The organism is Lacrimispora struthionigena (assembly GCF_048627165.1).
Taxonomy (GTDB): Bacteria; Bacillota; Clostridia; order Lachnospirales; family Lachnospiraceae; genus Lacrimispora.
Genome location: NZ_JBMBWP010000001.1, coordinates 277,269 through 301,247, shown reverse-complemented (window position 1 = coordinate 301,247; position 23,979 = coordinate 277,269). Strand labels below are relative to the sequence as shown.

The window sequence follows — 23,979 nt, the reverse complement described above, 5'->3', positions numbered from 1 at the left end:
TAGTTCATGTGAAAAAAGGAGCAGAAATTCTGCCCCTCTTTCTGCCTGATCGTTACTCCTTTACGGCACCAATATTAACACCCTGAATAAAATACTTCTGGCAGAATGGATATATGATCATGAAGGGGAGGATTGCTACAATAACTGCTGCGTTTTTTACTGTGTTTTCAGTAGCACCGCCGATTGCCTGGGGCAAATCACTTCCCATTATAACAGATCTTAGCTTCATTTGAAAATTATATAAATTATCATTTGTGATATAAAGCTTATAGTGTGTATAGTCATTCCAGTAAGAAACTGCGTACATCAGACCAATGGCTGTCAGCGCCGCCTTTGATAACGGGAGAACGATTTTAAGAAATACTCCCATTGGAGAGCAGCCGTCAATTTCTGCTGATTCAAATAAGCTGGTAGGAATTCCTTCAAAAAAGTTTCTCATTAATACGATATTATAAACATTAATAGCCGGCATAAGAATAACCACCAGCAATGTATTGGTGATATGAATTGCTTTCATAACCAGATACGTGGGAATCATACCACCGCTGAAAATCATGGTAAACAGCAGCATATTTGCAAAAAATGTCCGTCCCGGCATTTTCCATTGAATCAGTACATATGCCCCAAGTGTTGCAATTGTAAGACCTGTAAAAGTTCCTACGATTGTAGTAAAGCAGGACACCAGAAACGGTCTGTACAGAGTCGGATTGGTAAATACGGATATATATCCTGCAAAACCGAACTGTTCCGGAAATAATTTCATACCATACGCTGTTTTTAAATCAAGCGAATCGATTAATACTTTATAAATAGGGATAATCATGATCAGGCTTATTAGCACAAATATTATCATTAGCCCATAATCAAATGCTGTTGCTTTCTTTTTCATGTTGTCCCTCCTACACAATTCCTCTTCCTCTTACTTTGTGGCTGGCCTTGTTGCAGACCAGCACAAATAAGCAACCTACAAGTGAAGCAGTCAGCCCTACTGCGGTGGTATATCCATAATCAGGAAGTGCACCGGAATTGAATGTCTGCGTATAAATGTATGTATGAAGTACATCTGATACCTGGATTACGGCATCGTTTTGCATAACGAATACAGACTCAAATAAGTTCATGACCTTTGCCAGATTTAAAATCAACACTGTGATAATGGTATTGTTAAGAGCCGGCATTGTAATAAAACGCAATTTATTCCACCGGCCTGCCCCATCCATGGCTGCCGCTTCATAAAGTTCCGGATTAATTCCGGACAGGGTTGCTATAAAAATAATCGTTCCCCAGCCTGTATCCTTCCAGACGTTAATGCCATAAAACATGGTACGCCACCATGATTTATCTGCCAGGAAATAAATTCCCTCTTTTAAAATCCCCAGTTTTATCAGTATGGAGTTTACCAGACCTGCACTGGTAGGAGAAAGTATTAATGTAAAGACGGAAGCTGTAACCACCCATGACATAAAATGGGGAAGATACACAATCGTCTGAGTGATCTTCTTAAAAGTTGCGCTTTTCATCTCATTGAGCATAAGAGAAAGTGCAACTGCCGTAAATGTATTTAAAAGAAGCTTAACAACACTTAATGTTATGGTATTGCCAAAGGCATTCCAGAACCCTGACATTTTCATCATCTTCTCAAAATGGGCAAGTCCTACGAATACAGGCTCCTTGATTCCCTTATAAGAATAAAAGGCATATCTGATACCAAACATAGGAAGATAGTTAAACACGATTGCAAAAGCCAGTACTGGCAGAAACATCAGATAAAAGCCTTTGTAATACCGAAGCGAAACCAGCAGCGGCCGCTTGTTGCTGCCTGCAGCTTTCGCTGCAGGCCCTTTCTTTTTTGTATTCATACGTTAACCTTCCTAAACCTATTTTGAAGATCCCAATTCATTTAAAGAATCTACGATCAATTTAGACCACTCAGCTCCACCCTCTTTTTCAAATCTTTCATATGCAGCATCAATAGAAAGTCCCTGTACTACGACATCTGCAACGATAGAGTTTTTTAATGTAGTCAAATCACCATTATAAGTTGCCATTACTTCGGTCGAAGGAATAATGTTTGCCTGATGGCAATTTTCATTAAATATCTTCTGAGATACTTTTGCTTCTTCTTTAACGGTATCTTTTCCAGGATCATTTTCCCATGTAGCAATGGCTAATGTGGGATCCAGATGCTGCTTTGTATACTGTGTTCCCGGCTGTTCCAGGCTTTCCCGTGTATGGAATTCTCCAGCTGCATAGGTCTTATCAAGAACTGTTTCAGCTTTTGTAGACCAGTGAACGTCTTCTACGCCGTAGCTCCAAAGCATCTGCATATCACCGCCATCAAGCATAGACTCTATAAAATACTTAAAGACCCCTTCTGGATTTTCACAGGCAGAAGTAATTGCCCATACAGGAGCTGTTCCTTCTTCGTAAGTACCAACCTCTTTAATTGGTTTTAAAGGAATCAACTCTCCGTCTTTTCCATTTGCTTCCAGATTGTTCTTTAAGTTGGAAGCCCAGGTACCTGCCCAATACGTAAATACACCAAACTTATCTTCGTAGAATTTATTGCGGCAGTCTTTTGTACCATTGGTCAAAGTTTCCTTATCAATATATCCTTTTGAATAGGCATCTCTCAGACGCTCCAAAGCACCCCTGAAGTTTTCTTTTGTAAAGCCATCATACCAGACACCATCCTCACCTTTTACAAAGTTTGGCTGCGCATCCTGATAAAACTCAGGAAGATAATTGGAAGAGGGATCTCCTCCTTTAGCCCCCATCAGTCCTGCTGCTGAAACGCCATATGTATCCCCATTGATTCCATTCCCATCCGGGTCACCTTCCGTAAATGCTTTTAACATATTTAAATATTCTTCATAAGTAGTGGGCGCCTCTAATCCACAGTTATCAAGCCATTTTTTCTTTACGTAAGTAAGGCAGCCACCTCTTCTTGCATCAGGAAATCCATAAAGTTTACCATCAATCTTGGTTGCTTCAATAACATCTTCCCCTGTTACGCGTCCCGAAGCCTTCAGCTCTGAATTCTCCCATGCTTCTGTCATATCCCACAGAGCACCTTCCTCTGCATAACCGGTGTAATAACTTCCATTTAGAATAATCACGTCAGGCCAGTTTTCCGGTCCGGAAGCAAAACTTTGTCCTAAAACATCAAAATAAGCATCATGATCAGGCTGAATAATTTCCAGATCAATACCGGTAAGCTCTTCCCACCTTTTTTCAAAAGCATCTCTGTTATTTGCCTTTGTTGTTACAGTTGAATTTACCATAATCGTGATTTTATCTGGCTTCTTGATCTCATTCCCAGCTTTGCTCTCCCCTGTTGAAGAGCCACTTTCCGTATTTGCACCTGCACTTGTTGCATCCACACCAGTTTTGGCAGAAGAAGAACAACCACTTAAAGCCACAGACGCAGCCATGGTAACCGCCATACCAGCTGCAAGCATTTTTTTAACTCTCATTAAGAACCTCCCAATATTATTGATTTTGTCATTGGTGGTGCGCACCTTTTTTGCATTGCCATCATAGCATCCCGTACACACAATATCAACGCGCATTATTTACTATCGTTGTTCATTTTTAGCTAAATGCCCCGATTTCCCAATCATTTATTATGCATATTTTATATTTACTGGATCCTCTGATTTCAATTCCACATCATTATATAGGAAGAGACAGGAATGGATATTGAGTACATATTTTACGTTCTATGTACAGATCTTAATGTAAGGGAGGGATCTGATTGATTTTAGTACCGTTTCATACTATAATTTCCATATGAAAAAAGGAACGGTGCATATGAAAAATCGCAAACTTACATTAAAACAAAATAAAAATATGTCCTATAAAAATCAGCTGATGCTTTCCTATACTTTGATTCTGGCAATCATTCTAATGATTGGAGTGATTCTTTATTCCCTTTCCTATCGCCAGGTTAAGAACGGCATTTACCAGCAAAACCGGCTTAGTCTGACCGCATCCGTTAACCAGCTTGACAATACATTGGAGCTGATGAATGCATCGGTGAAACAAATTACTGCCAACAGCCTTTTTAATAATCTTATCAACCAGAAAGACAGAGAGGACTCATCTTTTTATTATCTTGGTTATAAGACCCAGCAAAGCCTTAAATCAATTACACCTGTGGAGCTGCTGCTGCCAATCAGCAACTCTTTTATTTATATCGAGAAATCCAGCTATGCAATCTCTCCAATCCTGTTTTCGGATTTTGATTTTTTTATCTGGCATAATACAAAGTACCCAATTGATCCGGCACTTTTTTCAAAAGTACTTGTGAATCCTGTTTACTGGAACAAATTTATTCCTTTTGAACAGCTTGGCACCTCGTCAGAAAACTTTTTATATCTTTATCCTCTGACCTCTGCCTCTCAGATCGCCAATCACAGCAGTTCCGTGATCTGCTACCAGTTTGACCACGAAAAGATCATCAAATATTTTTCGAGTATTAATTTTTATAATAACGGATACCTGGTTGCATACGATAAAAACGGCAATCAGACGTTTCTTCTTTCCGATGGAGGCCCTGTTATTGAATACGAAACCTTGAAAAATATGGACTTTGAACATAATATCGCACATTTTACCCAGGGCAGTAACAGGGAGGAAATGCTGATCACCACTATATCTTCTTCCTATAATAGCTGGAATTACTACCTGATTCAGCCGGAAGAGAAAGCTTACTACTCCATCACCCCCTATCAGCGTTTTTTTACAACTGTAACTCTGGCAGCAATCATTCTTGGCGGAATCCTTGCGGTGATCTTTTCATCCTTTGGAAATCAAAAGATTTTAAAGCTGTCCAATGAACTGAATATAAAGGAATCACTGGCAAGCTCCTTAAACCTCCTTGTGGAAAAGCAAAAACCGGTTGTGGCGGAGTCCTATATGCGACGAATCATGGAAGGCAGCATTACCAATAACGTAGAGATGCAGTATATCATAGATGAACTTGGTCTGGAACGCCCTGACACTAAATTCCACGTTTTGTATACAGAAGTATCCCCATCAGAGGAATCCGATATCTGTACCAAGGATTTGGAATTGTGCTTTGAAAATTACGATATGCTGGTGAGAGAAGCCCTCCGGCGCTATTACCCGGATACGGGATATGTATACAAACCGTCAGACCGGGCCTTTGCCATACTGATTGCCTCTGATAGATCCATACCTCTTGAGCAGGTGTTAAGCAGTGACAGAGACATCTTCCTTACCATGCACAGGGAACTTTTAGAAAAGTATGGAATCTGGATCCGGGGCGGATTAGGAGGCAGAAACGGACTGATCTCCTATACGTGGAAATCCTATCAGCAGGCAAAAGATGCGAAATCAATTACCACTAACGAAAAATATATTTTAAGCTGCAATGATTTTGCCAAATCAAATGATGTATATTATTTCCCGGAAAGTTTATCCATACAGTTAAGCGGCTTTATCTCTACCGGCAATAAAGACCAGGTAAGGGAACTTTTTAAGCTGATCCGGAAAGAAAATACTGACATGCGCAGTCTTTCCTTTACCCAGCAAAAATGGCTTTTGTCCGATATCCGGGCGACTGTCTTTAAGAAAAGGCACACCATCTCAGAAGACGGCCTGGATGGAGAAAAACTAAGGCTTTTGGATATGATTGATAAGCAGTTTGAAGGAGAGATGAGCTTAGACAGCTTAAAGACCATCGCCTTTGAGCTTTGTGATATCTGCGGAACAGATACGGAAAGTAATGAACTGATTATAAAAATACAGGATTACATCATCAATAACTATCATGATTCCGATCTATGTCTGACTAAAATATCAGATGAGTTCGGCATCTCGGAAAATTATTTCAGCTATCTCTTTAAAAAAGAAGTATCTGAAAACTTTTCTACCTATTTAGAGCGGCTTCGAATGGCAAAAGCCAAGGAAATTATACTGGAAACTGATACAAGTCTATCCACGCTGTATCAATATCTGGGTTATAACAACGCAGCTTCTTTTCGAAGAGCATTTAAAAAGAACTATGGAGTATCTCCAAAAGAAATGAGGGACAAGGTAAATGCATAACAACATACCATCAAAAGAACACATGGAACAGCTTTGGCTCACACTGAAAGAAAGCGGGCTTCCCATTCATAGTTTTCTGGCTGAACAGGGCGGAACTCTTCTTACGGAAAACTATCAGGCACCTTATACGAAACAGGACCTTCACCGCATGTTCTCCATCACAAAGAGCTTCTGCGCCCTGGCAGTGGGATATCTCCTTGAGGACGGTCTGATTTCCCTTTCAGATCCCATAACCGGCTATTTCCCGGAATACTCAGATACTGAAACGAAAAGTCCCTGGCTTATGAATATGACCATACAGCAAATGCTGATGATGCAGACCTGCCACTCCTCAACCACCTATAAGATTGACAGGCAGAAAAACTGGGTGGAAAGCTTCTTTTTGGTTCCGCCTACCCATAAAAGCGGGGAAACCTTTCTCTATGATACTTCCGCTGCCCATACGCTGGCAGCACTTATAAAAAAGCTGACTGGAAAAGGAGTTCTTGATTATTTAAGAGAGAAATGTCTGGATGAACTTGATTTTTCCAAAGATGCGTATATCATAAAAGATCCCTTTGGAAGTGAAATGGGCGGCTCCGGCCTGATGGCCTATTCCCTTGATTTATTAAAGACTGGCAGATTCTGTATGAATACAGTAAAACATGGGACGGGGGTTTTTGCAGATTATTTAAGAGATGCCGTTTCCTTTCAGGTTCCCACCATTCATTTCGGACAGACATTAGATGAGAAGCAGGGATACGGCTATCAGATCTGGCAGATCCGCAATGGCTTTGCCATGTATGGTATGGGAAGTCAGTATGTGCTTTTTTATCCGGAACTGGATCTGGTTATAGTCATTACGGCAAATACTCAGAATATCAGAGGGGGACAACAAAAAATACTGGATCTGGTTCGGGATGGACTAAAGGAATTTTTAAATCCGGTTCCCAGCCTTCCTGTCTTTTCCGGTCCCTCTCATTTAAACGCCGTTTACCGCCTTCTGCCCGGCCGGCAGAGATTTACAAGGCTTGCCCTTTCCCTTGACTCCAAAGAAGGCAGCCTTACCCTTTCCGGACCGGATAAGACATACACATTCTCTTTTTCCTTTACAGAACCTGCTGTCAGCATCTTAAATGGCTACAAACAGAGAATTGCAGTCAAAGCTTTGTGGGCAGATTCCAGAACACTTTATCTCCCTGTTTCCGTTGTGGGCGAATACGTGGGTTCCATCCATATCCTTTTAACTCTGTCAGAAGACGGTATTACCGTATGGATGAAAAAGATAGAAGAAACTCTTTTCCATGAATTCAGCGGATTTTTAACCGGCTTCAAAGAGTAGATTATTTCATGATATCTTCTCCCCTGGCAGCTCTGGCTACGATACCAGAGGAAGCCAGAAGAGCAATCAGGTTTGGAAATACCATAAGTGCGTTAAATAAATCGGATAAATTCCAGACCAGCTGAACCTTTAAAAATGATCCAAGCACCAGGAACAGTACAACGATCAATGCATATACCTTGGTTGCTTTGGGTCCAAAAAGTGCTTTTACATTTACCTCACCGAAAAAGTACCATCCGATGATTGTTGAAAATGCGAAAAACAGAAGACAGATTGCTACAAACGTATTTCCAAAAGAGCCGAATGCCTCACTGAATGCTGCCTGGGCAAGAGCTGTTCCCTGAGGAGCTCCTTCCACACCTGGAGCCAGTCTTCCTGAGGTGAGGATCACCAAAGCAGTTAGATTAAGAACCACAAAGGTATCAATAAATACAGCCATAATCGCCATAACGCCCTGATCCTGGGGTTTTTCTACCTTAGCAATGGCATGGGCGTGAGGAGTAGATCCCATACCTGCCTCATTGGAAAATAATCCTCTGGCAACACCATAACGCATGGCTTTCTGAACTCCGATTCCAGCAGCGCCGCCTAGCAGTGCCTGGGGACGGAATGCACCAATTACAATGGACCTAAGTGCAGGCAAAAGAGCGCTGTGATTGATAACCAGAACGATGAGACATCCGATTATATAAAATCCGGCCATCACCGGTACAAGTTTTTCTGTAAGGGAAGCAATTCGCTTCACACCTCCCATAAAGGTAAATGCAGCAACTGCCGCAATCACAATTCCAACAATCAGGGGATCCACACCAAAGGCAGTGTGAAAAGCCAGACCGATGGAATTAGCCTGAACCATATTTCCGGTAAATCCTAAAGCAAAAATTATTGCCATTGAGAAGAATACTGCCATAACCTTACCTGCAGTTCCTTTAAAACGGGCTTTAATATAATATATGGGACCGCCTGTTACTTCTCCCTGTGAATTAACCGTTTTATATTTTTGGGCAAGAACAGCTTCTCCATAGTTGGTAGCCATTCCAAAAAAGGCACTGAGCCACATCCAGAATATTGCTCCAGGTCCTCCGGAATAAAGTGCTGTCGCACAGCCTGCAATATTACCCGTACCTACCTGGGCTGCAATTGCCGTAGTTAATGCCTGAAAGGAGGACATTCCGTCTTTGCCGGCGTTTTCGCCATTCAGCTTAAAACTGCCGAACATACGCTTAAATCCTTCTCCAAATTTTCTGACCTGTACAAAACGGGTGCGGACAGTAAATAAAATTCCTGTTCCAACCAGCAGATACAGTAAAATGCTGTTCCAGACAATGCCGCTGACCTGATCAACCAGCTGTGTAAATTGTTCCATGTGATAGACCCTCTCTTTTTGTTTACTAAAAAAAGCCAAACCATACGGGATGATTTGGCTCTGAAAGCAAACAAATAAGGGCATCACTGCCGCTAAACGTTTGAACTTAAACTCTGTCCTTTTGCCTGAGAGATTAACGCGGTTTCCCGCGCCTTGCACCTTCGGCACTCATTCATGAGATTCTCCAGAGCCACATCCATTCATAGTCCTTATCCGGTACTCCGGATGCCTGAGAGTGTTACTCCTTCGGCAGACAAATCGTCATTTTCCTACGAACTTCGCTTGTTGGTTTATTACTTTTTCACTTTATCACATTAACATAGGCTCTTAAGAATGTCAAGTCTATGCTTAACTTTCTTTCTTCTATATACTTCACTTTCTTTTCTTTCTGTAAGCAAAAATGCCACCAAAGCCAATAATGGCACAAACCGATGCAACTACTGCCAGAATACCAGCCGGACTATTTTGAGACGTTTCTTCCTGGTCCCCTGCCTGGCTTTCCACTTCAGACTGGCTTTCCGCTGATGTCTCAGCTTTCCCATCCTCTGCTGCACTATTCTCCCCAAATGTAGTGGAGATTCCATAATACTTGTCAAATTCAGATCTGTCTGTATAGGAAGTACTTAAAGCATTGCTGGTGTCTGTTGTTATTGTCTCTGTATAAGTTCCAGTAACAGTCAGAGTCCGGGAACCTGTACCGGTTACCACTGTCTTTCCATTTGCTACAATGGTTACTGTCTTTCCATCTTCATCTACAATAGAAGCGCCTTTTTCGGCGTTCAGATTACTGATTTCACAGTCCTTTACAACCACCCACTTGGAGGTACTGTCCAGATTGACGGTAACAGGTGACTCTGTTGTTTTCGTATTCACAGAATTGGTCTGAATTACGATTGAACCGGTGTAGGTTGTATTTTTAAGAAGATACAGTTCCAGGCTGCTGATGGTATCAACTGAAATTGTCCCGTTTAATGTCTGGTTTAATCCGGTAAATTTCACTTTTGAACCATTGCTTCCGGCAGTTCCCCAGTTATTGGAATCATTGCCTTCCACAGTAAGCAGACCTGCATTATTGCTGTCAAAATCCAGCTGTGTATTACTCAGAACAATATTGGCTTCTGTATTGGTACTATAAAACATGGAACCACTTTTTACTGCGCTTTTTAATGTGGAATCTGCTGCCTCAAAGGTCGCTGCTTCACCAGTGGAGGCTTCCGCATCTCCTGATGTTGACTGATAGATAATGATTCCGTTTGCAACCGGATCACTGGCTGTTTTACCTGTAATGGCACTGGTAAGACTGGAATGATAAATACGAATTGTATTAAGCCCTTCCATTCCTGCAATCTGGCTGCCTGTTGACGAACCAGTAACGTTATCTACCTCAATATTACCTGTGGAATAAAGAAGAGGAGAACCCGATCCTTCCGTAGATAATGTACTGTTGGTAACGGATATGGTTCCGCCTCCCCGGTCTGTAGCGATAGCTGCACTATGATCTCCCTTGGTGGAAATATCCATTAAATTTGCTATGATCGTACCTCCATAGGTAGCGTCCAAACCTCTGGAATTGCCGGCAGAGGTAGAAATCTGATTGTCATTGGCATAAATCACCGCATTATCGGTAGAAAAGATACCGTTACTCCCTTCACTGTCAGCCTTTAAGGAACTTCCAGATATATATGCCTTTGAATCACTGTTTACCCCGAGAAGAATGGAATTCAGACCGTAAAAATTACAATTGTCTCCATTGGTATCATCACCTGATTTCTGTAATGTACCCTCTGTAATGGTTAAAGTTCCTCCGTTTTGAACCAGTGCAGCGTTCTGGTCTGCATCTGAAGCAGTGATGGATTCTTTACCAGAGGAAACCTCTTTCCCATCAGCAACCAGCGCAGCCGTATAACTGCCCTTATAGTCAAAAGTCATGGTATCTGCACCTCCAACTCCTCCAGGAGGCGCCTGATTCATGTCAGAGGGCTGCTGGCCCTGAGTTTTTTCTTCCCCCTGTTGTGTCTGACCGGCAGGTGCTCCGTCAGGCGGCTGCTGGCCATTCTCAGGAGGCTGACCGGTTGGAGCTCCTTCCGGTGACTGTTGTCCATTTTCAGGGGGTTGACCAGTTGGAGCCCCTTCGGGCGGCTGCTGGCCACCGGGTCCGCCTGCGGGCGGTTCTGAGGACTGAGTTGTTTCCTGTGTTGTATTTGCAGCATGAATCGTTACTGTCTGTGACGCCATGGAAACCACCATGGTCATGACTAAAATTCCAGCCATTGTTTTATTAAATCTGTTAAAATGCATATTTACTGCCTCCTCTAACTTATTGACTTTTCATTTTGAAAACATTGTATATTACAAACCTGAAATACAGCTTAAATAATTATTTTCATTCTGTGAAAGATTTGTGATAATTCAGTGTTCTGGTTTAAAACCTGGTGATTATCAATGGAATCTGATACAATGAATACATTAATATCTTTAAGAAAGGAGCTGACATCTTGATTATTCAAACACACAAACTGAATGAAACTGCTGGATTTTTCACCGCATACCTGATCGAGGATTCCAAAGAACTTTTACCCGGTAAAAAACGTCCAGTAATCGTAATTGCGCCTGGGGGAGGCTATCTGTTCACCTCTGACCGGGAAGCAGAACCCATTGCATTCAAATTTTTATCCATGGGATATCATGTCGTTGTATTAAGATATACAACCGGTAATCCGGCGGAAAACAGAATCGGAGTGGCTGACACTGCGTTAAAAGAACTGGCTCAGACGGTCCGGTACTTAAGGCAGAATTGCGAACACCTGCTCATTGACCCGGATAAGATTGGGATCTGTGGTTTTTCCGCAGGCGCGCACCTTGCTGCCAGCCTTGGCGTACACTGGCACGAAAAAGAGCTGGGAGAATCTCTTTCGCCTGAAGCGGCCAGCCCGGAAGAAATCCGGCCAAGCGCACTGATTCTCGGATATGGTCTGCTGGATTATCAGGTGATGAAGGAAAAATCGGTCGAATTGGCACAAGATGAGTCAAAAAAACAGATGTTTGATTTTATGGACCAGGCAAATGTGGCTCTGACCGGAGAGAAAGAGATTACAGAGAGTGTGATCCAGACCTTCAGTCCCTCCCGTTTTGTCTCTTCCAATACTCCGCCCGCTTTTTTGTGGCATACCTCAGAGGATGGGCTGGTTTACTCCGAGAACTCTCTGGTATTTGCCCTTGAGATGGCCAGACACCATGTCCCTTACGAACTCCATATCTTCCAGGAAGGAGAGCATGGACTGGCTCTGGCAAATCAGGTAACAGCCAACACTCCAGACCAGATATCTCCAGAAGTTGAGACCTGGTTCCAACTTGCTGGTGCATGGCTGAAAAAACAGCTCCCATTCTGACAAACTGTGGGGAGCTGTTAAATTTGCAAGTCAGAAAGCATGGAAACTGGATGCCTAGCAGGTTGCCCCACCCACCAGATGCAGCTTTGCATCCAGTATTTCCTGCTTTCTGCTTAAAATATCATCAGTAAGAAGTTGTGCCTCAACGTTTTCAAACCCAATCCGTTCAATGGTATCCGCAAAGCGTTCTCCAGTCTGCCCCTGCTCCCGGAACAGGAGAATGGTTTTTTCAACGACTGACAGAACTTCCTCTTCGCTCTTAAAAATCCTGCCAAGAGCTTTTCCATGGGTGATTTTCTTTCCCCATCTGCCACCAATGTACACAAGAAATCCGGGGGTACCCTCTTCGATGACATCAAATGTACATTTTCCTATACACCGTCCGCAGTTGTTGCAGATTTCCTTATCAATCTCTATCAGGCCGTCGGAAAGCTTTGCTGCTTTCATGGGACAGGCTGTCTCAACCTGACATTTCCTGCAGCCGTTACACATATCTTCGTCAACGCAGGGTATCATCTGACCTACAATGCCCAGATCATTTAAATTAGGCTTTACGCAGTTATTGGGGCATCCACCTGTGGCAATCTTAAATTTGTGAGGCAGTTTAACCGTGTGATAGCCCTTGTAGAACCGCTCATGAATCTTTTCTGATAGATCAAAGGTATCGTAAAGCCCATACTGGCAGGTGGTTCCTTTACAGGATACAACCGGCCGCACCAGTGAGCCCGTTCCTCCGGTCTCCAGTCCCGCTTCTGCGAGGCAGCTTTGAAATGCCTCAATGTCATTATAATGAATTCCTCTTACTTCCACTGTTAAGCGGGCTGTAAATTCCACATCTCCGTTTCCAAACTTTCTTGCTGCCTTAGCAATGGCAGCGGTCTGATCTGCTGTAATCTTACCGTTTACCGTAATTACCCGCCCGTTAAATAAATCCGTTCCCTTATTATTTAAAAACCCCAGAGCCTTAACCCTTTTGATCTCATCTGGCTTTAATGTGCATGTCATAATTTTACCACTCCTGTTTTTTTATTATGATCCTTCTACCTCTGTAAAAGTAATTCCGCCTTCCAGCACCTTTGTATGCTTATATCCGTAGTAATCCAGCCGGTTCTGAAGCAGATAGGCCCGCTTTCCCCTGTTACATACCAGAAGAATATGATCCTCTTTATCAAGCCCTTTAACCGGTCCGTCTACCTCCGTTAATTCCACATGCATGGCACCTGGCACGGAAGGAACCTGACCTGCGTCCACCAGCTTATAACCTTCTGCCATTCCATTTGCATATTCCGCAGGAGTCATGGATTTTAAATTGCCGTTTAATTTATTCAGTAGAATATTTAAAGTATGTACAAATGGATGGATTGCGGTAGAAAATGGAGGTGCATAAGCAAGATCCATATCCGTAAGATCGTTTAAATCCGCCTTACACATAATCGCAGTCACTGCCATATCCACAATTTTATCAACGGCACCGCTGCCAACGGCCTGAACTCCAAGAAGGCGAAGGGTTTTCTTATCCGCGATCATTTTAATAATAAAATAAGATGCACCCGGCATATAATGTGCTTTATCATCCACCACCGCGATCACGCTTGCTGCATCAAATCCTTCCTCTATGGCCTGGGTCTCTGTCAGTCCAGTTCTTGCGGCATTTAACCCCGGAAGCTTACACACTGCAGTTCCCAGAACGCCGCGGTAGGAACGCTCTTCTCCTGCAATATTTTGTGCAATGAGCCTTCCGCTGATATTGGCCGTTGATCCCATGGGTGACCATGCTGGTTTTCCTGTGATGGCATTTTTCACCATGGCACAGTCTCCTGCTCCATATATATCCTTATCATTGGTTCTTCCCTGGGAATCAGTAATGATTGCTCCCTTAAACATCTCAATTCCGGTGCCCTCTAAGAATTCTGTATTGGGTTTGATCCCTGCGCAGAAGACAACCATATCTGCTTTATAGGAGCGTTTATCCGTTACTACCTTCTCCACTTTTCCATCGCCTTCAAGAGCGGTTACCTTCACCCCTGTCACAACAGGAATTCCGGCATCTGCAAGCTTTCGTTCCAGATAGTCAGAAACCTCCGGATCAAAACCCGGAAGAATGTGAGGCGCCATATCCACCACAAATGGCTTAATTCCTTCCGCAGCCAGATTCTCAGCAAGTTCAAGACCGATATAGCCTGCACCCACCACAACTGCCTTTTTTATTCCTCCATTTACTGCAAGCTCCCTGATCGCTATGGCATCTTCAGGCGTTCTCATGGTAAATACATTCTTTCGTTCTCTTCCCTCAACAGGCGGAATGACCGGGCTTGCTCCTGTTGCAATTACCAGCTTATCATAATGGTATAACTTTTCTTCTCCAGTCCCCAGATCAACTGCTGTCACAGTTTTGCCGTTACGATCTACCTTTGTTGCCTCTGTACGGATCAATACCTTTGCTCCAGTGAGTTTCTCAAATTTCTGGGGAGTATTGACAATCAGCTGCTCCTTTTCAGGAATTACATTTCCTACGAAATACGGAAGTCCACAACCTGCATAAGAGATGTTTTCTCCTTTATTCAGAACGATCACTTCATTTTCTCTGTCTTCCCGCATAAGCTTTGCGGCCGTTTTTGTTCCTGCAGCCACACCGCCAAGTACAATCACCTTCATTGGTTTCTCCTTTTGATTTGTATCAAAACTTTGATTACTTTTTATCAATATCATAGCACTTGTTTTTTGCACCGTAAAATAGTATTATCTAAAGCATGATATTGGTTTTATCTATACCAGATGAAGGGAGATAGTAAGATGGCAACCTTGAAGCAGTTAAAGACCTTTATAGCAGTGGCAGAGACATTAAAGATGAGTGAGGCAGCCAAACGGCTCTATCTGTCCCAGCCTACCGTAAGTCAGATTATTGCAGATTTGGAAAAAGAATATGAAACTACATTTTTTAAACGATACCCCAAGCGTCTGGAACTGACCCCCATGGGAAAGCTTTTCTGGGACAGAGCCCTGAATGTTTTAAACAGCTATGAGACATTAAACCAATCCATGAAAAACTCTGCCGTACTCCGCCCTCTGCGGGTGGGCGTTACCTTAACCATCGGAGATACCATGATCAGTGATATGATACAGAGACTGCAAAAGAGCCATCCGGACATCTCATGCTCTGTATATATAGAAAATACAAAGATACTGGAACACCGCCTGATTCACAATGAGCTGGATATCGCTCTGGTGGAAGGCGTGATATTAAATGAGAAAATTCATACAGAACCAATTATGGAAGACGAATTGCAGCTGATTTACAGCATAGACCATCCTTTTTCCGGAAGGGATGTGATCAGAGCTGAGGATTTATACAACTGTGAATTTATACTGCGGGAAGTTGGCAGCGGAACACGTTCTATCTTTGAAAACCTAATGCAGACCCGGCATATTCCTTATAGCGTTAAATGGGAATCCTACAGCGGATCTGCCATACTGGACGGTGTTGCCCGCAACCTTGGCATCGGAGTCATCTCCACCCGCTATGTAAAGGGATCTTCCCGGTCTGAAGTGATTCATGCCCGTCCCATAAAGGATATGCCCATGAACCGCTACTTTTATCTCTGCTATAATGAATGCCACGCCTTTAACTCCCAAATGGCTGATTTCAAGGACACCGCAACGTCCATGAAATAGAAAGCCGGTGGGAGTTTCCTGCTTTTCAGCCTATGGGAATTCAATTTTCATTCCATCATAGGCAAATTCAATTCCTTCATACTGTCTTTGCAGCCTAAAGTAATCGTCATAGGACTTTCCCCAGTCTTCTTCTAAATGGGTAATGATTACCTTTCCTATCTGATAATTCTTTTTTAATGCAACAATCTCATCCATAACAAATAATTCTTTCCGCAGAATATTTGATTCATCAAGTACAAACCCATCCTTTAACTGATCTCCCACAATGGTATTGCCAATTATTAAGACATCGGCTTTATAAAATAGCAGGTGATCTGGAAATGGTTTTACATCACAGGGCGCATAAATCACTTTCCGGTCTTTATCCTTTATCACAAAAACGGTTACAATCCCACTTTCATCAACCGGGACAAATTCGATCTGAATTCCGTTTTGTTCCAGATGGTTCATATTTTTGACTTTTGCCAGCCCCATATCTTCATAATATTTCAGCATGGAACCATATTTACTGCACTGACTCCTCAGTTCCTTTATAATCTCAGGCATCGCCCCTACGGTCAAAGGCTGGCTGCAGGTTATCCCCAAAGACCGGGCGAGCCAGTCCATCTTTAACTGCTCAATCACTCTGATTCCCATGGTATGATCCGGGTCTGCATGGCTGAACAAAATGGTATCAATTGCTTTCACATCAACATGGTTTAGTGCTGCATTGATGTCTTCCGGTGTATCTATTAACAAGTTCAAATCTTCTAAATACAGACTGCATCCACATCTTGCGTATGGAACTCCTTTTATTCTGGCCTCCTTACAGATTCTGCATTGGCATAATGGTCTTGGTATGCTGACACAGCCGCCTGATCCGACTATTTTGATCTTCATGTTGTCACCTCCTGGTATTGATAAATTTTCTCTTTTCGTGTGACATTGTTACATACATATTGCGTAAATTTTTTTATAATCAGGAACATAAACAACCCACCTATGGAAAGAAGGTTAAACAATGAATGCACAAACCCTTGTTGTTATAAAAGAGAACTGCCCCCAAAATCACCCCTGTCCGTCTGTCCGTATCTGTCCGGTAGGAGCCTTAAAACAAAACGGCTTTCAGGCCCCCACGGTTGATATGGAAGCCTGCATACGCTGTGGCAAATGTACCAGATTTTGTCCAATGAACGCGCTGCGGCTAGCCTGATTTTCTTGTTTTAAAATCATTGGGACTTAAGAGTAAATTCATTAAAAGAAACTTTCCCCCGCATTAGATGATGCGAGTTTCATCAATAAGAATTTGCACTTAAGTCCTTGTGATATCAATCTTTTCTCAATGCCCCGGCAATACCCAAAACAGCTCCATACAATACCGCTGCACTTGGCCAGATAATCCAGGTCTTACCCCAGCCTTCGGTTAAAAAGCTGATCCCCAGATAAACTGCAGTCACGATACACCAGTAAATTGCTGGAACACGTTCTTCTTTTTTCTTTTCCACTTTTTTGCCTTCTGAATAATCTCCCTCCTGAAGAAGAATATGAAAGCAGGATTTCTTCTCGCCTGCCACAATGATCAGAAAAACACCTGCGGATACTATAACAAATAATAGTAACAGACAAATCGTTTGTATATATTCAGAAACACCTATAGAAGATGCGATCACCAACGGGCACACGGAGATAATACATAGAAACACACCTGAGACAGTATAGAGACGGTTAATCCCTTCATATTGTGCCATTTTATTGCGTACTACTGCTTCTACTCCATATTCCAGCTGAAATGTTTCTTTTTTCAGATGTTCAAATGCTTCCATCTTCATCCCGTTTAATATGAAAAATACCGTAGAAAATCCCACAATCAGAAGTAGAACAGCAACACCGACACCCCCTGCCCTCCCTTCGCTGATTACATTTTCTTTAAACTGTGACAGTGCCCCAAGATAAATAAGAACAACCGGAGATAAGATACAGGCTGAAACAGCCCCGGCTATCTTCTTTGATGCTTTGATCTTATTCTCCATAAATTCACTTGCAACTTCCATGGTGATTCGTCTTTTCCCATTTTCACCATCAGAAGCTTCCGGCGATGCTGCCGGTAAGTCTTCTAACTCCTCCTTCAGCAGATAATCCGTAGATACACCAAACAGCTGACTGAGTTTTAAGATTCGTTCCAGATCCGGAATGGAAGCCCCTGACTCCCACTTTGAAACTGACTGCCTGGATACATCCATCTGAAAAGCCAGCTCCTCCTGAGACCACCCATTTTTCTTTCTGAGTTCCATAATTTTTTCTGCTAATATCACAATGATCCATCCTCTCATCATTTATATTGGTCATACTGCCCATCCTTTGCTTTCTATTCTGTTATAGTCTGAAAGAAAGTGATAAATGCCCGTTGACTGCCTCTATTATAAGATTTTTACCGGTTGTCAACTACCAAGTGCACTGTATGATCTGACAACCAGCAGTTGCAATTTGCAAAAACAAAGGTAAAACGGATGGCTAAGACTCAGATTATCAGAAAACGGGAACATAATATGGTAAAGGATCCCTCTGTAAGAACCTGTCACCGCGAAGAATGGCTATATTAACCGCCAATAACAAAAGTCATTTCTGTCTCAGTTGATAACTCCTCTATGTACCGGTACCCCAATGCATTAAATTTCTTTAACTGTCTGACCTCTGTCACATGGTTCTCTGCCATAAACCGAACCATCTCTCCCCTTGCCATCTTGGCGAGAGTTCCTTTCTGCTTTATCTTACCCTGATCCAGTTCTCCAAATATACAGGTTACAAATGTATCAGCAGATGACAAATATGGCTTCACTGCCTGAGAGTACTCCTTAGAGGCGAGATTTATTACAGTATGATCTTCCCCTGCCAGTTCTTTATAGATTCTGTTGTCCCAGAAGCCGTATAAATCTCTGCTCCCAGCAACAGCCATACGCGCCTGCATCTCAAGGCGGTATGGCACTACTCCGTCAAAGGGAGATAAGATTCCGTAGAACCCGGAGAGAATCCGCAGATGGTCTCCGAGATAATCAAGTGCCTGTCTGGTCATAATCAGAGGCGCCATATGCTGGTATTGAAGTCCCTCATAGGCCAGTACTGCAGGAGTTATGTTTTTTTCCAAGTTCATTTCAGCAAACCGCCTGTAGTTTAATCCCGCAAGCTTGTCGTTGCAGCCCCATAACTTCTTTGCCTCATCATAGGACAACTTTTTAATTTCTTCCCAAAGTATTCTGGTATGATCTAATAAGACAGGCAGTCCTGTTGTGGCCATGGAATCGGTATCCACATTCATTTTTTTCGCTGGTGAGATTATGATCTTCATTTAGATTTCCTTTAACATCTGCGCCGGATTTTCAGCCGCCTTTACTTTTCCCAATGCCTTTATAATTACTCCCTGTTCATCAATCAGATATGTGGTCCGAACCACACCCATGGTCTTTTTTCCATACATATTCTTTTCCTGCCACACATCGTAAGCCTGAATCGCAGTCAGATCCGGATCAGAAAGCAGAGTAAACGGCAAACCATTCTTCTCCTCAAATTTCTTATGAGAAGCAACGCTGTCCTTGCTGATGCCGATCACGACAGCATCCTTTTCAAGAAACTGGGGATAAAGCTGCGCAAATCCGCATGCCTGACTGGTGCAGCCCGGTGTCTGGTCTTTTGGATAAAAATAAAGAATCACTTTCTTACCCCTGTATTCATCTAATGTATGGATTACTCCATTCTGGTCCGGTAATTCAAATGATGGTGCTTTTATTCCTGTTTCTAACATCTTTATTCCCCTTTCCGTCTGTCTGCTCTTATTATTTCCAACAGTATGACATTCCATTTATGTACTTATATTATCATGAACAGGGGATTTTTTAAAACCATTTCTATTTATTCTGGTGTCTGGCCGGCAACTTTATTTCTGATATAAATAGTCCTGCCAGTGTAAGCAGGATTCCAAGCACGGCGGTACCTGTAATTGTCTCGTGAAGGATCAGTACGGAGGTAATAACAGTAATTACCGGAACCATATAAATATAGACACTGGTTTTTACGGCTCCCAGTATTTTCAGAGCATAATTCCAGGTTACGAAGCAAATAGCCGATGCTCCAAATCCAAGAAATATGATATTAAACAAATTTACCGGCTTTATAATCTGACCAATGTCCGGTTCAAACTTAAATATAAATAATACAGGCATCATAAACAGTAAGCCGTAAAAGAAAATTCTTCGTGTCACTGAAATGGTGTGGTAATGATACCCACTGATTTTCTTAGTAAGTACGGAATATATGGCCCATACCACAGCCGCCAGAACCGCCAGTATATCTCCCATTGGATTTAATTTCAATTGGCTGCTTCCATTAAAGCTGATGAGAAATATTCCACCCACTGCCACTGCAAACCCAATAAAAAACTGGGCTCTCATCTTTTCCCCTGCCAAAAGCAAATGGGCGAAAATTGCTGTAAAAAACGGTGCAATGGAGATGATAACGCCAACATTCGATGCAAATGTATAAGTCAATGCTATATTTTCCAGCAGAAAATAAAGTGTGATACCACATAATCCTGCTCCTGCAAAATACAGCTCCTGTTTTCTTTCCTTCACCTTCAGGCGGTGGGGATATAACGCAAGTAAAGCGAAATAGCCAATTACAAATCTTATAAATAATATTTCTATGGGAGAAAATGTCTTTAAAAGTATTTTAGTCGATATGAATGTGGTGCCCCAGATAAATATTGTAAATAATGAAAACAAATGTCCCTGAATCTCTTTCTTTCTGTCCATGAAAACCCTTTCTTTTTATCAGTCAGCATCAAGTATCTTTAAATATTTTACTATACTGCTTTGGTGTAAGTCCTATGTAGCGTTTAAAAAAGTTGGAAAAATGGCTTTGATCACTGAATCCGGTCTGAATTGCTGCCTCCACAGGCATGGCCCCTTGCTCCAGCAGCTTCTTTGCTCTGTCAATCCGTATGGTTTCCAGATAGCTGTAAGGAGAGATTCCCTTTTGCCTGGTGAATGACCGAAGCAGGTAGTATTTACTCAGCCCAGTCATATTACAAAGATCATTGAGAGAGATATTTTCCATATAATGAGACTCCAGGAATTGGCAGACCACCGTTGCCTTAGTGCTTTGCACCATTTGTTCTTTTGGCAGATGCTGTTTTGTGTATTCTTCAATCAGCTGCCCCAGAAGGAAAAAGAATATCTCCTCTTTTTTAAAATCCGTTTCTTCCTCCATAATCATCTGATGAAGCTCCTTTAGTATCACAACCAGCTCACTGTGAAAAATTACCTGAGACGTGAAATAAGGCAGATACTCTTTCCCGGTTATTTCTAACATTGCCTTTTTCATAATTTCAGGCTGGATATTAATACACCGATAATCAAACGCTTTTCCGTCAATCTGTTCGCAGGCATGATTATCCCGGGGATTAAACAGCAATAAATCGCCTGGTTCTATGGTATAATCCTTGTTTTTACAGTGCAGATACCGCTGGCCAGCGTCAATGAAACCAATTACGTAATAATCATGAAAGTGGTTGGGAAACTTTTGCATAATCCCCTGAAAAAGATAAGCCTCAACATTTAATTCCCCATCATATTTCACAGTCCGTATTTCCTGCTTCATAAACGGGTCCCTCCTTTCTCTCCTGTCTAATGCATAGTATAACATAGATGGTAGCTACTTTCTTGTATGATATTGCCTTTCACTGTATAAAAATACACCTCTTACCGCCAATAACCCACCACTTGCCTGAAACATATTTACATCGCTGTTATTTTCAGATAAAATTAGCACATATTAAAAACAGGCGCCGGCAGCTGACCAGAAAGAACAGGAGGATGGATATCACTTTATTATGAAAATTCAAATAGAAATTGATACGGCTTTACAGGAAAGTGAATTGCGTATCCGCTGTCCTGAAATCAACGAGGAAATTACCCTGATTCAAAAAATGATTTCGGAACTGGATAACAGCCAGACACAAATGATTTTCTATCAAAATGATACGGAATTCTATTTTCATGTAAGCAGAGTCCTGTTTTTTGAGACTGCAGACAAGGGCATTTTTGCCCATACAACCGATGATGAATTTCTGGTAGAATATAAGCTTTATGAACTGGAAGAGCTTCTCCCCCCTTATTTTATGAGAATTTCAAAATCCACCATATTAAACACCACAAAGGTTTACAGCATCACACGCAGCCCCACTGCCTCCAGCAGAGTGGAATTTCAAAACTCCTATAAAAAGGTCTATCTATCAAGAAACTACTATAAGCTTTTAAAATGGAAGCTGGATCACCAGCACATGGAACGATAAAAAAGAGAGGTAAAATCATTATGCAAAAAAATAGATTATTTTGGGGAATCATGTTTCTCCTGGCAGCCGCATTTGTAATAATCGGAAAACTGGGATATCTTGGAAGCTTCAGCCCATTTTCCTTAGTTTTCACTGTATTTATGCTGGCCATCATCGTAAAAAGTATTCCGCGCTTAAATTTTTCAGGAATCTTATTTCCAATTGCATTCCTGTGCATCACCTATGACAAGGTTCTGGGGATCGAAAGCCTCACCCCCTGGACTGTCCTTGCAGTAGCACTCCTGGGAAGCATCGGGTTGTCGTTACTGTTTCACAAGAAAAGCCACTATTGGTATAACCATCATCATAAATACAACAGCTTTAATCAGGACCCACAGGTGGAAGTGATCGATATAGAAGACAATGACCATGTAAAACAAAGCACTACGTTTGGATCCAGCACAAAATATATAAACTCAGATGATTTTAAACAGGCTGACTTAGACTGCAGTTTTGGCTCCATACAGGTTTATTTTAATAAAGCACACGTGGAAACAGAGGCCATTGTACGAATCAGCGGTAACTTCTGCGGAATCGAACTTTATGTTCCGAAAGAGTGGCGGGTGGAAAATGAGATCGAATCCGTGGTCGGTGGAGTTAGTGAGAAAGGGAGAGGGTTTGTCACCAGTAATACTGCTCCGGTTTTAAAACTGGTAGGGGAACTTAATTTTGCAGGAGTGGAAATTATATATATCTGATAACAAAAACGGGCTTCAGTCAGTTATGACTGGAGCCCATATAATTATTATCATTAATCTTTCAGCAATCCATGAACTTCGCACAGATCATTCTTCTGCAGTTCAACCAAATCAAAGCTTACTAAAAGACCATCATAATTTAACATCTTTCCATAAAGAACTTCATCCAACCCCAGCAATATTTTAATGCATTCTACTGCCTGTAAGGAACCGATCACACCAACCACTGCTCCCAGTACCGGACCTGGCCGTTTCAGCTTTGTATTACCATAGCCAATGCATTCCAGACATGGAAAATCCTGTTTTATTGACATAACAAAACCATAAAAACCGTATACCCCGCCTTCAACCAAAGGAATATCCTGTTTTATACATTCCCTGTTCACAATTAATCTTGTTTCTACATTATCAACACAATCAATTACTACATCTGCACCATTGATTATCTTCCCAATATTCTCTTCGTCTATCCTTTCAGAAACAGGATTGATTGTGATTTGAGAGTTTAAGCTGTTTAAGACCTCTCCAGCCAGCTCTGCTTTATTCATTCCCATATCTTTTTCATGGTAAAGGAATTGCCTGTTTAAGTTGGAATCTGATACTGTATCATAATCAATCAGCGTTATTGTTCCCACTCCTGCACATGCCAGGTAAGTCAGAACTGGTGAAGCAAGACCTCCTGCACCAATTACTGTGACTTTTGATTTTTTTAATGTGTTCTGTCCCTCTTCACCAATTTCCTTCATTAAAATCTGACGTTCATATCTCATAATCAGCCTCCTCCTACCGGTGGAAACAGAGCCAGAACATCCTCATCTTTCACAGAAGCATCTAACTTAGAATGCCTTCCATTAATTAAGCAGATTGCCACCTCTTCATGAGGTATGTGAAAATAATCGATTACCTGAGCAGCTGTCTGAAACTGACCTGCCTCCAGGAAGGTAATCTTTTGCCTGCCTTCACGGAATGTAGCAAATAATCTTACTTCTATCATCATAACCTCCATTGTTGATTTACAGTGTTTTATACTGTCGTATTCTTTATTATATAAATATAGGAAGGATTTTATAAATGAAGCATCGCTTTCACTTAAAATC

22 protein-coding genes and 1 riboswitch are annotated in these 23,979 nt (G+C 42.0%); of the genes, 7 read left to right on the top strand and 15 right to left on the bottom strand.

The features are described 5' to 3' along the window. Positions 1-52 precede the first annotated feature (52 nt). From ACOAOT_RS01405 to ACOAOT_RS01395, 3 genes are read right to left on the bottom strand one after another with little or no spacing between them, the layout of a single operon-like run. Complete coding sequence (locus tag ACOAOT_RS01405) at positions 53-889, bottom strand: carbohydrate ABC transporter permease (protein WP_420215311.1); 837 nt, start codon at positions 887-889, stop codon at positions 53-55. Positions 890-899: 10 nt separating this feature from the next. After that, a complete protein-coding gene (locus ACOAOT_RS01400) occupies positions 900-1,859 on the bottom strand; it encodes an ABC transporter permease (protein ID WP_420215309.1) in 960 nt (319 codons plus the stop codon). An 18-nt stretch (positions 1,860-1,877) separates the two neighbouring features. Further along, positions 1,878-3,476 carry an extracellular solute-binding protein gene (locus ACOAOT_RS01395; protein WP_420215308.1) on the bottom strand — a complete coding sequence of 533 codons (1,599 nt, stop codon included), beginning with the start codon at positions 3,474-3,476 and terminating at the stop codon, positions 1,878-1,880. Positions 3,477-3,813: 337 nt separating this feature from the next. On the opposite strand from ACOAOT_RS01395, the gene ACOAOT_RS01390 reads away from it, so the two are divergent. Together ACOAOT_RS01390 and ACOAOT_RS01385 are read left to right on the top strand one after the other, a co-directional pair. Then, entirely contained in the window at positions 3,814-6,075 is a 2,262-nt protein-coding gene (locus ACOAOT_RS01390) for a helix-turn-helix domain-containing protein (RefSeq protein ID WP_420215307.1), read from the top strand. Next, positions 6,068-7,396 (top strand): serine hydrolase domain-containing protein, encoded by a 1,329-nt coding sequence (locus ACOAOT_RS01385; protein WP_420215306.1) that lies wholly within the window; start codon positions 6,068-6,070, stop codon positions 7,394-7,396. The genes ACOAOT_RS01390 and ACOAOT_RS01385 overlap by 8 nt, the downstream gene beginning before the upstream one ends. A gap of 1 nt (position 7,397) precedes the next feature. Here the strand turns inward: ACOAOT_RS01385 and ACOAOT_RS01380 are convergent, their stop codons facing one another. Together ACOAOT_RS01380 and ACOAOT_RS01375 are read right to left on the bottom strand one after the other, a co-directional pair. Beyond that, positions 7,398-8,762, bottom strand: coding sequence for an alanine/glycine:cation symporter family protein (locus tag ACOAOT_RS01380; RefSeq protein ID WP_420215304.1), 1,365 nt, complete (start codon positions 8,760-8,762; stop codon positions 7,398-7,400). Positions 8,763-8,865: 103 nt separating this feature from the next. Next, positions 8,866-8,960, bottom strand: a riboswitch (glycine riboswitch). A gap of 174 nt (positions 8,961-9,134) precedes the next feature. After that, positions 9,135-11,060: a hypothetical protein gene (locus ACOAOT_RS01375; protein WP_420215303.1), complete on the bottom strand. Its 1,926-nt coding sequence runs from the start codon at positions 11,058-11,060 to the stop codon at positions 9,135-9,137. Between the two features lie 197 nt (positions 11,061-11,257). On the opposite strand from ACOAOT_RS01375, the gene ACOAOT_RS01370 reads away from it, so the two are divergent. Further along, positions 11,258-12,151, top strand: a complete 894-nt coding sequence (locus ACOAOT_RS01370) for an alpha/beta hydrolase (protein WP_420215302.1) — start codon at positions 11,258-11,260, stop codon at positions 12,149-12,151. Between the two features lie 54 nt (positions 12,152-12,205). Here ACOAOT_RS01370 and ACOAOT_RS01365 read toward each other — a convergent pair whose 3' ends face one another. Continuing rightward, positions 12,206-13,156 (bottom strand): ferredoxin-like domain-containing protein, encoded by a 951-nt coding sequence (locus ACOAOT_RS01365; RefSeq protein WP_420215301.1) that lies wholly within the window; start codon positions 13,154-13,156, stop codon positions 12,206-12,208. Between the two features lie 24 nt (positions 13,157-13,180). After that, positions 13,181-14,806 carry an FAD-dependent oxidoreductase gene (locus tag ACOAOT_RS01360; protein ID WP_420215299.1) on the bottom strand — a complete coding sequence of 542 codons (1,626 nt, stop codon included), beginning with the start codon at positions 14,804-14,806 and terminating at the stop codon, positions 13,181-13,183. 138 nt (positions 14,807-14,944) lie between these two features. Between ACOAOT_RS01360 and ACOAOT_RS01355 the strand changes: the two genes are divergently transcribed. Beyond that, a complete protein-coding gene (locus ACOAOT_RS01355; protein WP_420215298.1) occupies positions 14,945-15,823 on the top strand; it encodes a LysR family transcriptional regulator in 879 nt (292 codons plus the stop codon). A 30-nt stretch (positions 15,824-15,853) separates the two neighbouring features. On the opposite strand, the gene ACOAOT_RS01350 is transcribed toward ACOAOT_RS01355, so the two are convergent. Beyond that, entirely contained in the window at positions 15,854-16,702 is an 849-nt protein-coding gene (locus ACOAOT_RS01350) for an MBL fold metallo-hydrolase (protein WP_420215297.1), read from the bottom strand. A 121-nt stretch (positions 16,703-16,823) separates the two neighbouring features. Between ACOAOT_RS01350 and ACOAOT_RS01345 the strand changes: the two genes are divergently transcribed. Further along, positions 16,824-17,015: a 4Fe-4S binding protein gene (locus ACOAOT_RS01345; RefSeq protein WP_349669397.1), complete on the top strand. Its 192-nt coding sequence runs from the start codon at positions 16,824-16,826 to the stop codon at positions 17,013-17,015. 115 nt (positions 17,016-17,130) lie between these two features. On the opposite strand, the gene ACOAOT_RS01340 is transcribed toward ACOAOT_RS01345, so the two are convergent. From ACOAOT_RS01340 to ACOAOT_RS01320, 5 genes are all read right to left on the bottom strand, one after another. After that, positions 17,131-18,114 carry a helix-turn-helix domain-containing protein gene (locus ACOAOT_RS01340; RefSeq protein ID WP_420215296.1) on the bottom strand — a complete coding sequence of 328 codons (984 nt, stop codon included), beginning with the start codon at positions 18,112-18,114 and terminating at the stop codon, positions 17,131-17,133. Between the two features lie 284 nt (positions 18,115-18,398). Continuing rightward, a complete protein-coding gene (gene yaaA / locus ACOAOT_RS01335; RefSeq protein ID WP_420215295.1) occupies positions 18,399-19,145 on the bottom strand; it encodes a peroxide stress protein YaaA in 747 nt (248 codons plus the stop codon). Continuing rightward, a complete protein-coding gene (locus tag ACOAOT_RS01330) occupies positions 19,146-19,598 on the bottom strand; it encodes a peroxiredoxin (protein ID WP_420215294.1) in 453 nt (150 codons plus the stop codon). A 103-nt stretch (positions 19,599-19,701) separates the two neighbouring features. Further along, entirely contained in the window at positions 19,702-20,604 is a 903-nt protein-coding gene (locus tag ACOAOT_RS01325) for a DMT family transporter (RefSeq protein WP_420215293.1), read from the bottom strand. 28 nt (positions 20,605-20,632) lie between these two features. Beyond that, on the bottom strand, positions 20,633-21,451 hold the full coding sequence (locus ACOAOT_RS01320; RefSeq protein WP_420215292.1) for an AraC family ligand binding domain-containing protein: 819 nt from the start codon (positions 21,449-21,451) through the stop codon (positions 20,633-20,635). A 232-nt stretch (positions 21,452-21,683) separates the two neighbouring features. Here ACOAOT_RS01320 and ACOAOT_RS01315 point away from each other — a divergent pair, with 232 nt between their 5' ends. Together ACOAOT_RS01315 and ACOAOT_RS01310 are read left to right on the top strand one after the other, a co-directional pair. Continuing rightward, the gene (locus ACOAOT_RS01315; RefSeq protein WP_420215291.1) at positions 21,684-22,145 is read left to right on the top strand and encodes a LytTR family DNA-binding domain-containing protein; all 462 of its coding nucleotides are present in this window, start codon (positions 21,684-21,686) and stop codon (positions 22,143-22,145) included. 20 nt (positions 22,146-22,165) lie between these two features. Next, positions 22,166-22,882, top strand: a complete 717-nt coding sequence (locus ACOAOT_RS01310; RefSeq protein ID WP_420215290.1) for a LiaF transmembrane domain-containing protein — start codon at positions 22,166-22,168, stop codon at positions 22,880-22,882. Positions 22,883-22,935: 53 nt separating this feature from the next. Here ACOAOT_RS01310 and ACOAOT_RS01305 read toward each other — a convergent pair whose 3' ends face one another. Together ACOAOT_RS01305 and ACOAOT_RS01300 are read right to left on the bottom strand one after the other, a co-directional pair. Then, a complete protein-coding gene (locus ACOAOT_RS01305) occupies positions 22,936-23,652 on the bottom strand; it encodes a HesA/MoeB/ThiF family protein (protein WP_420215289.1) in 717 nt (238 codons plus the stop codon). 2 nt (positions 23,653-23,654) lie between these two features. Continuing rightward, entirely contained in the window at positions 23,655-23,879 is a 225-nt protein-coding gene (locus tag ACOAOT_RS01300) for a MoaD/ThiS family protein (RefSeq protein WP_420215288.1), read from the bottom strand. Positions 23,880-23,979: the final 100 nt, after the last annotated feature.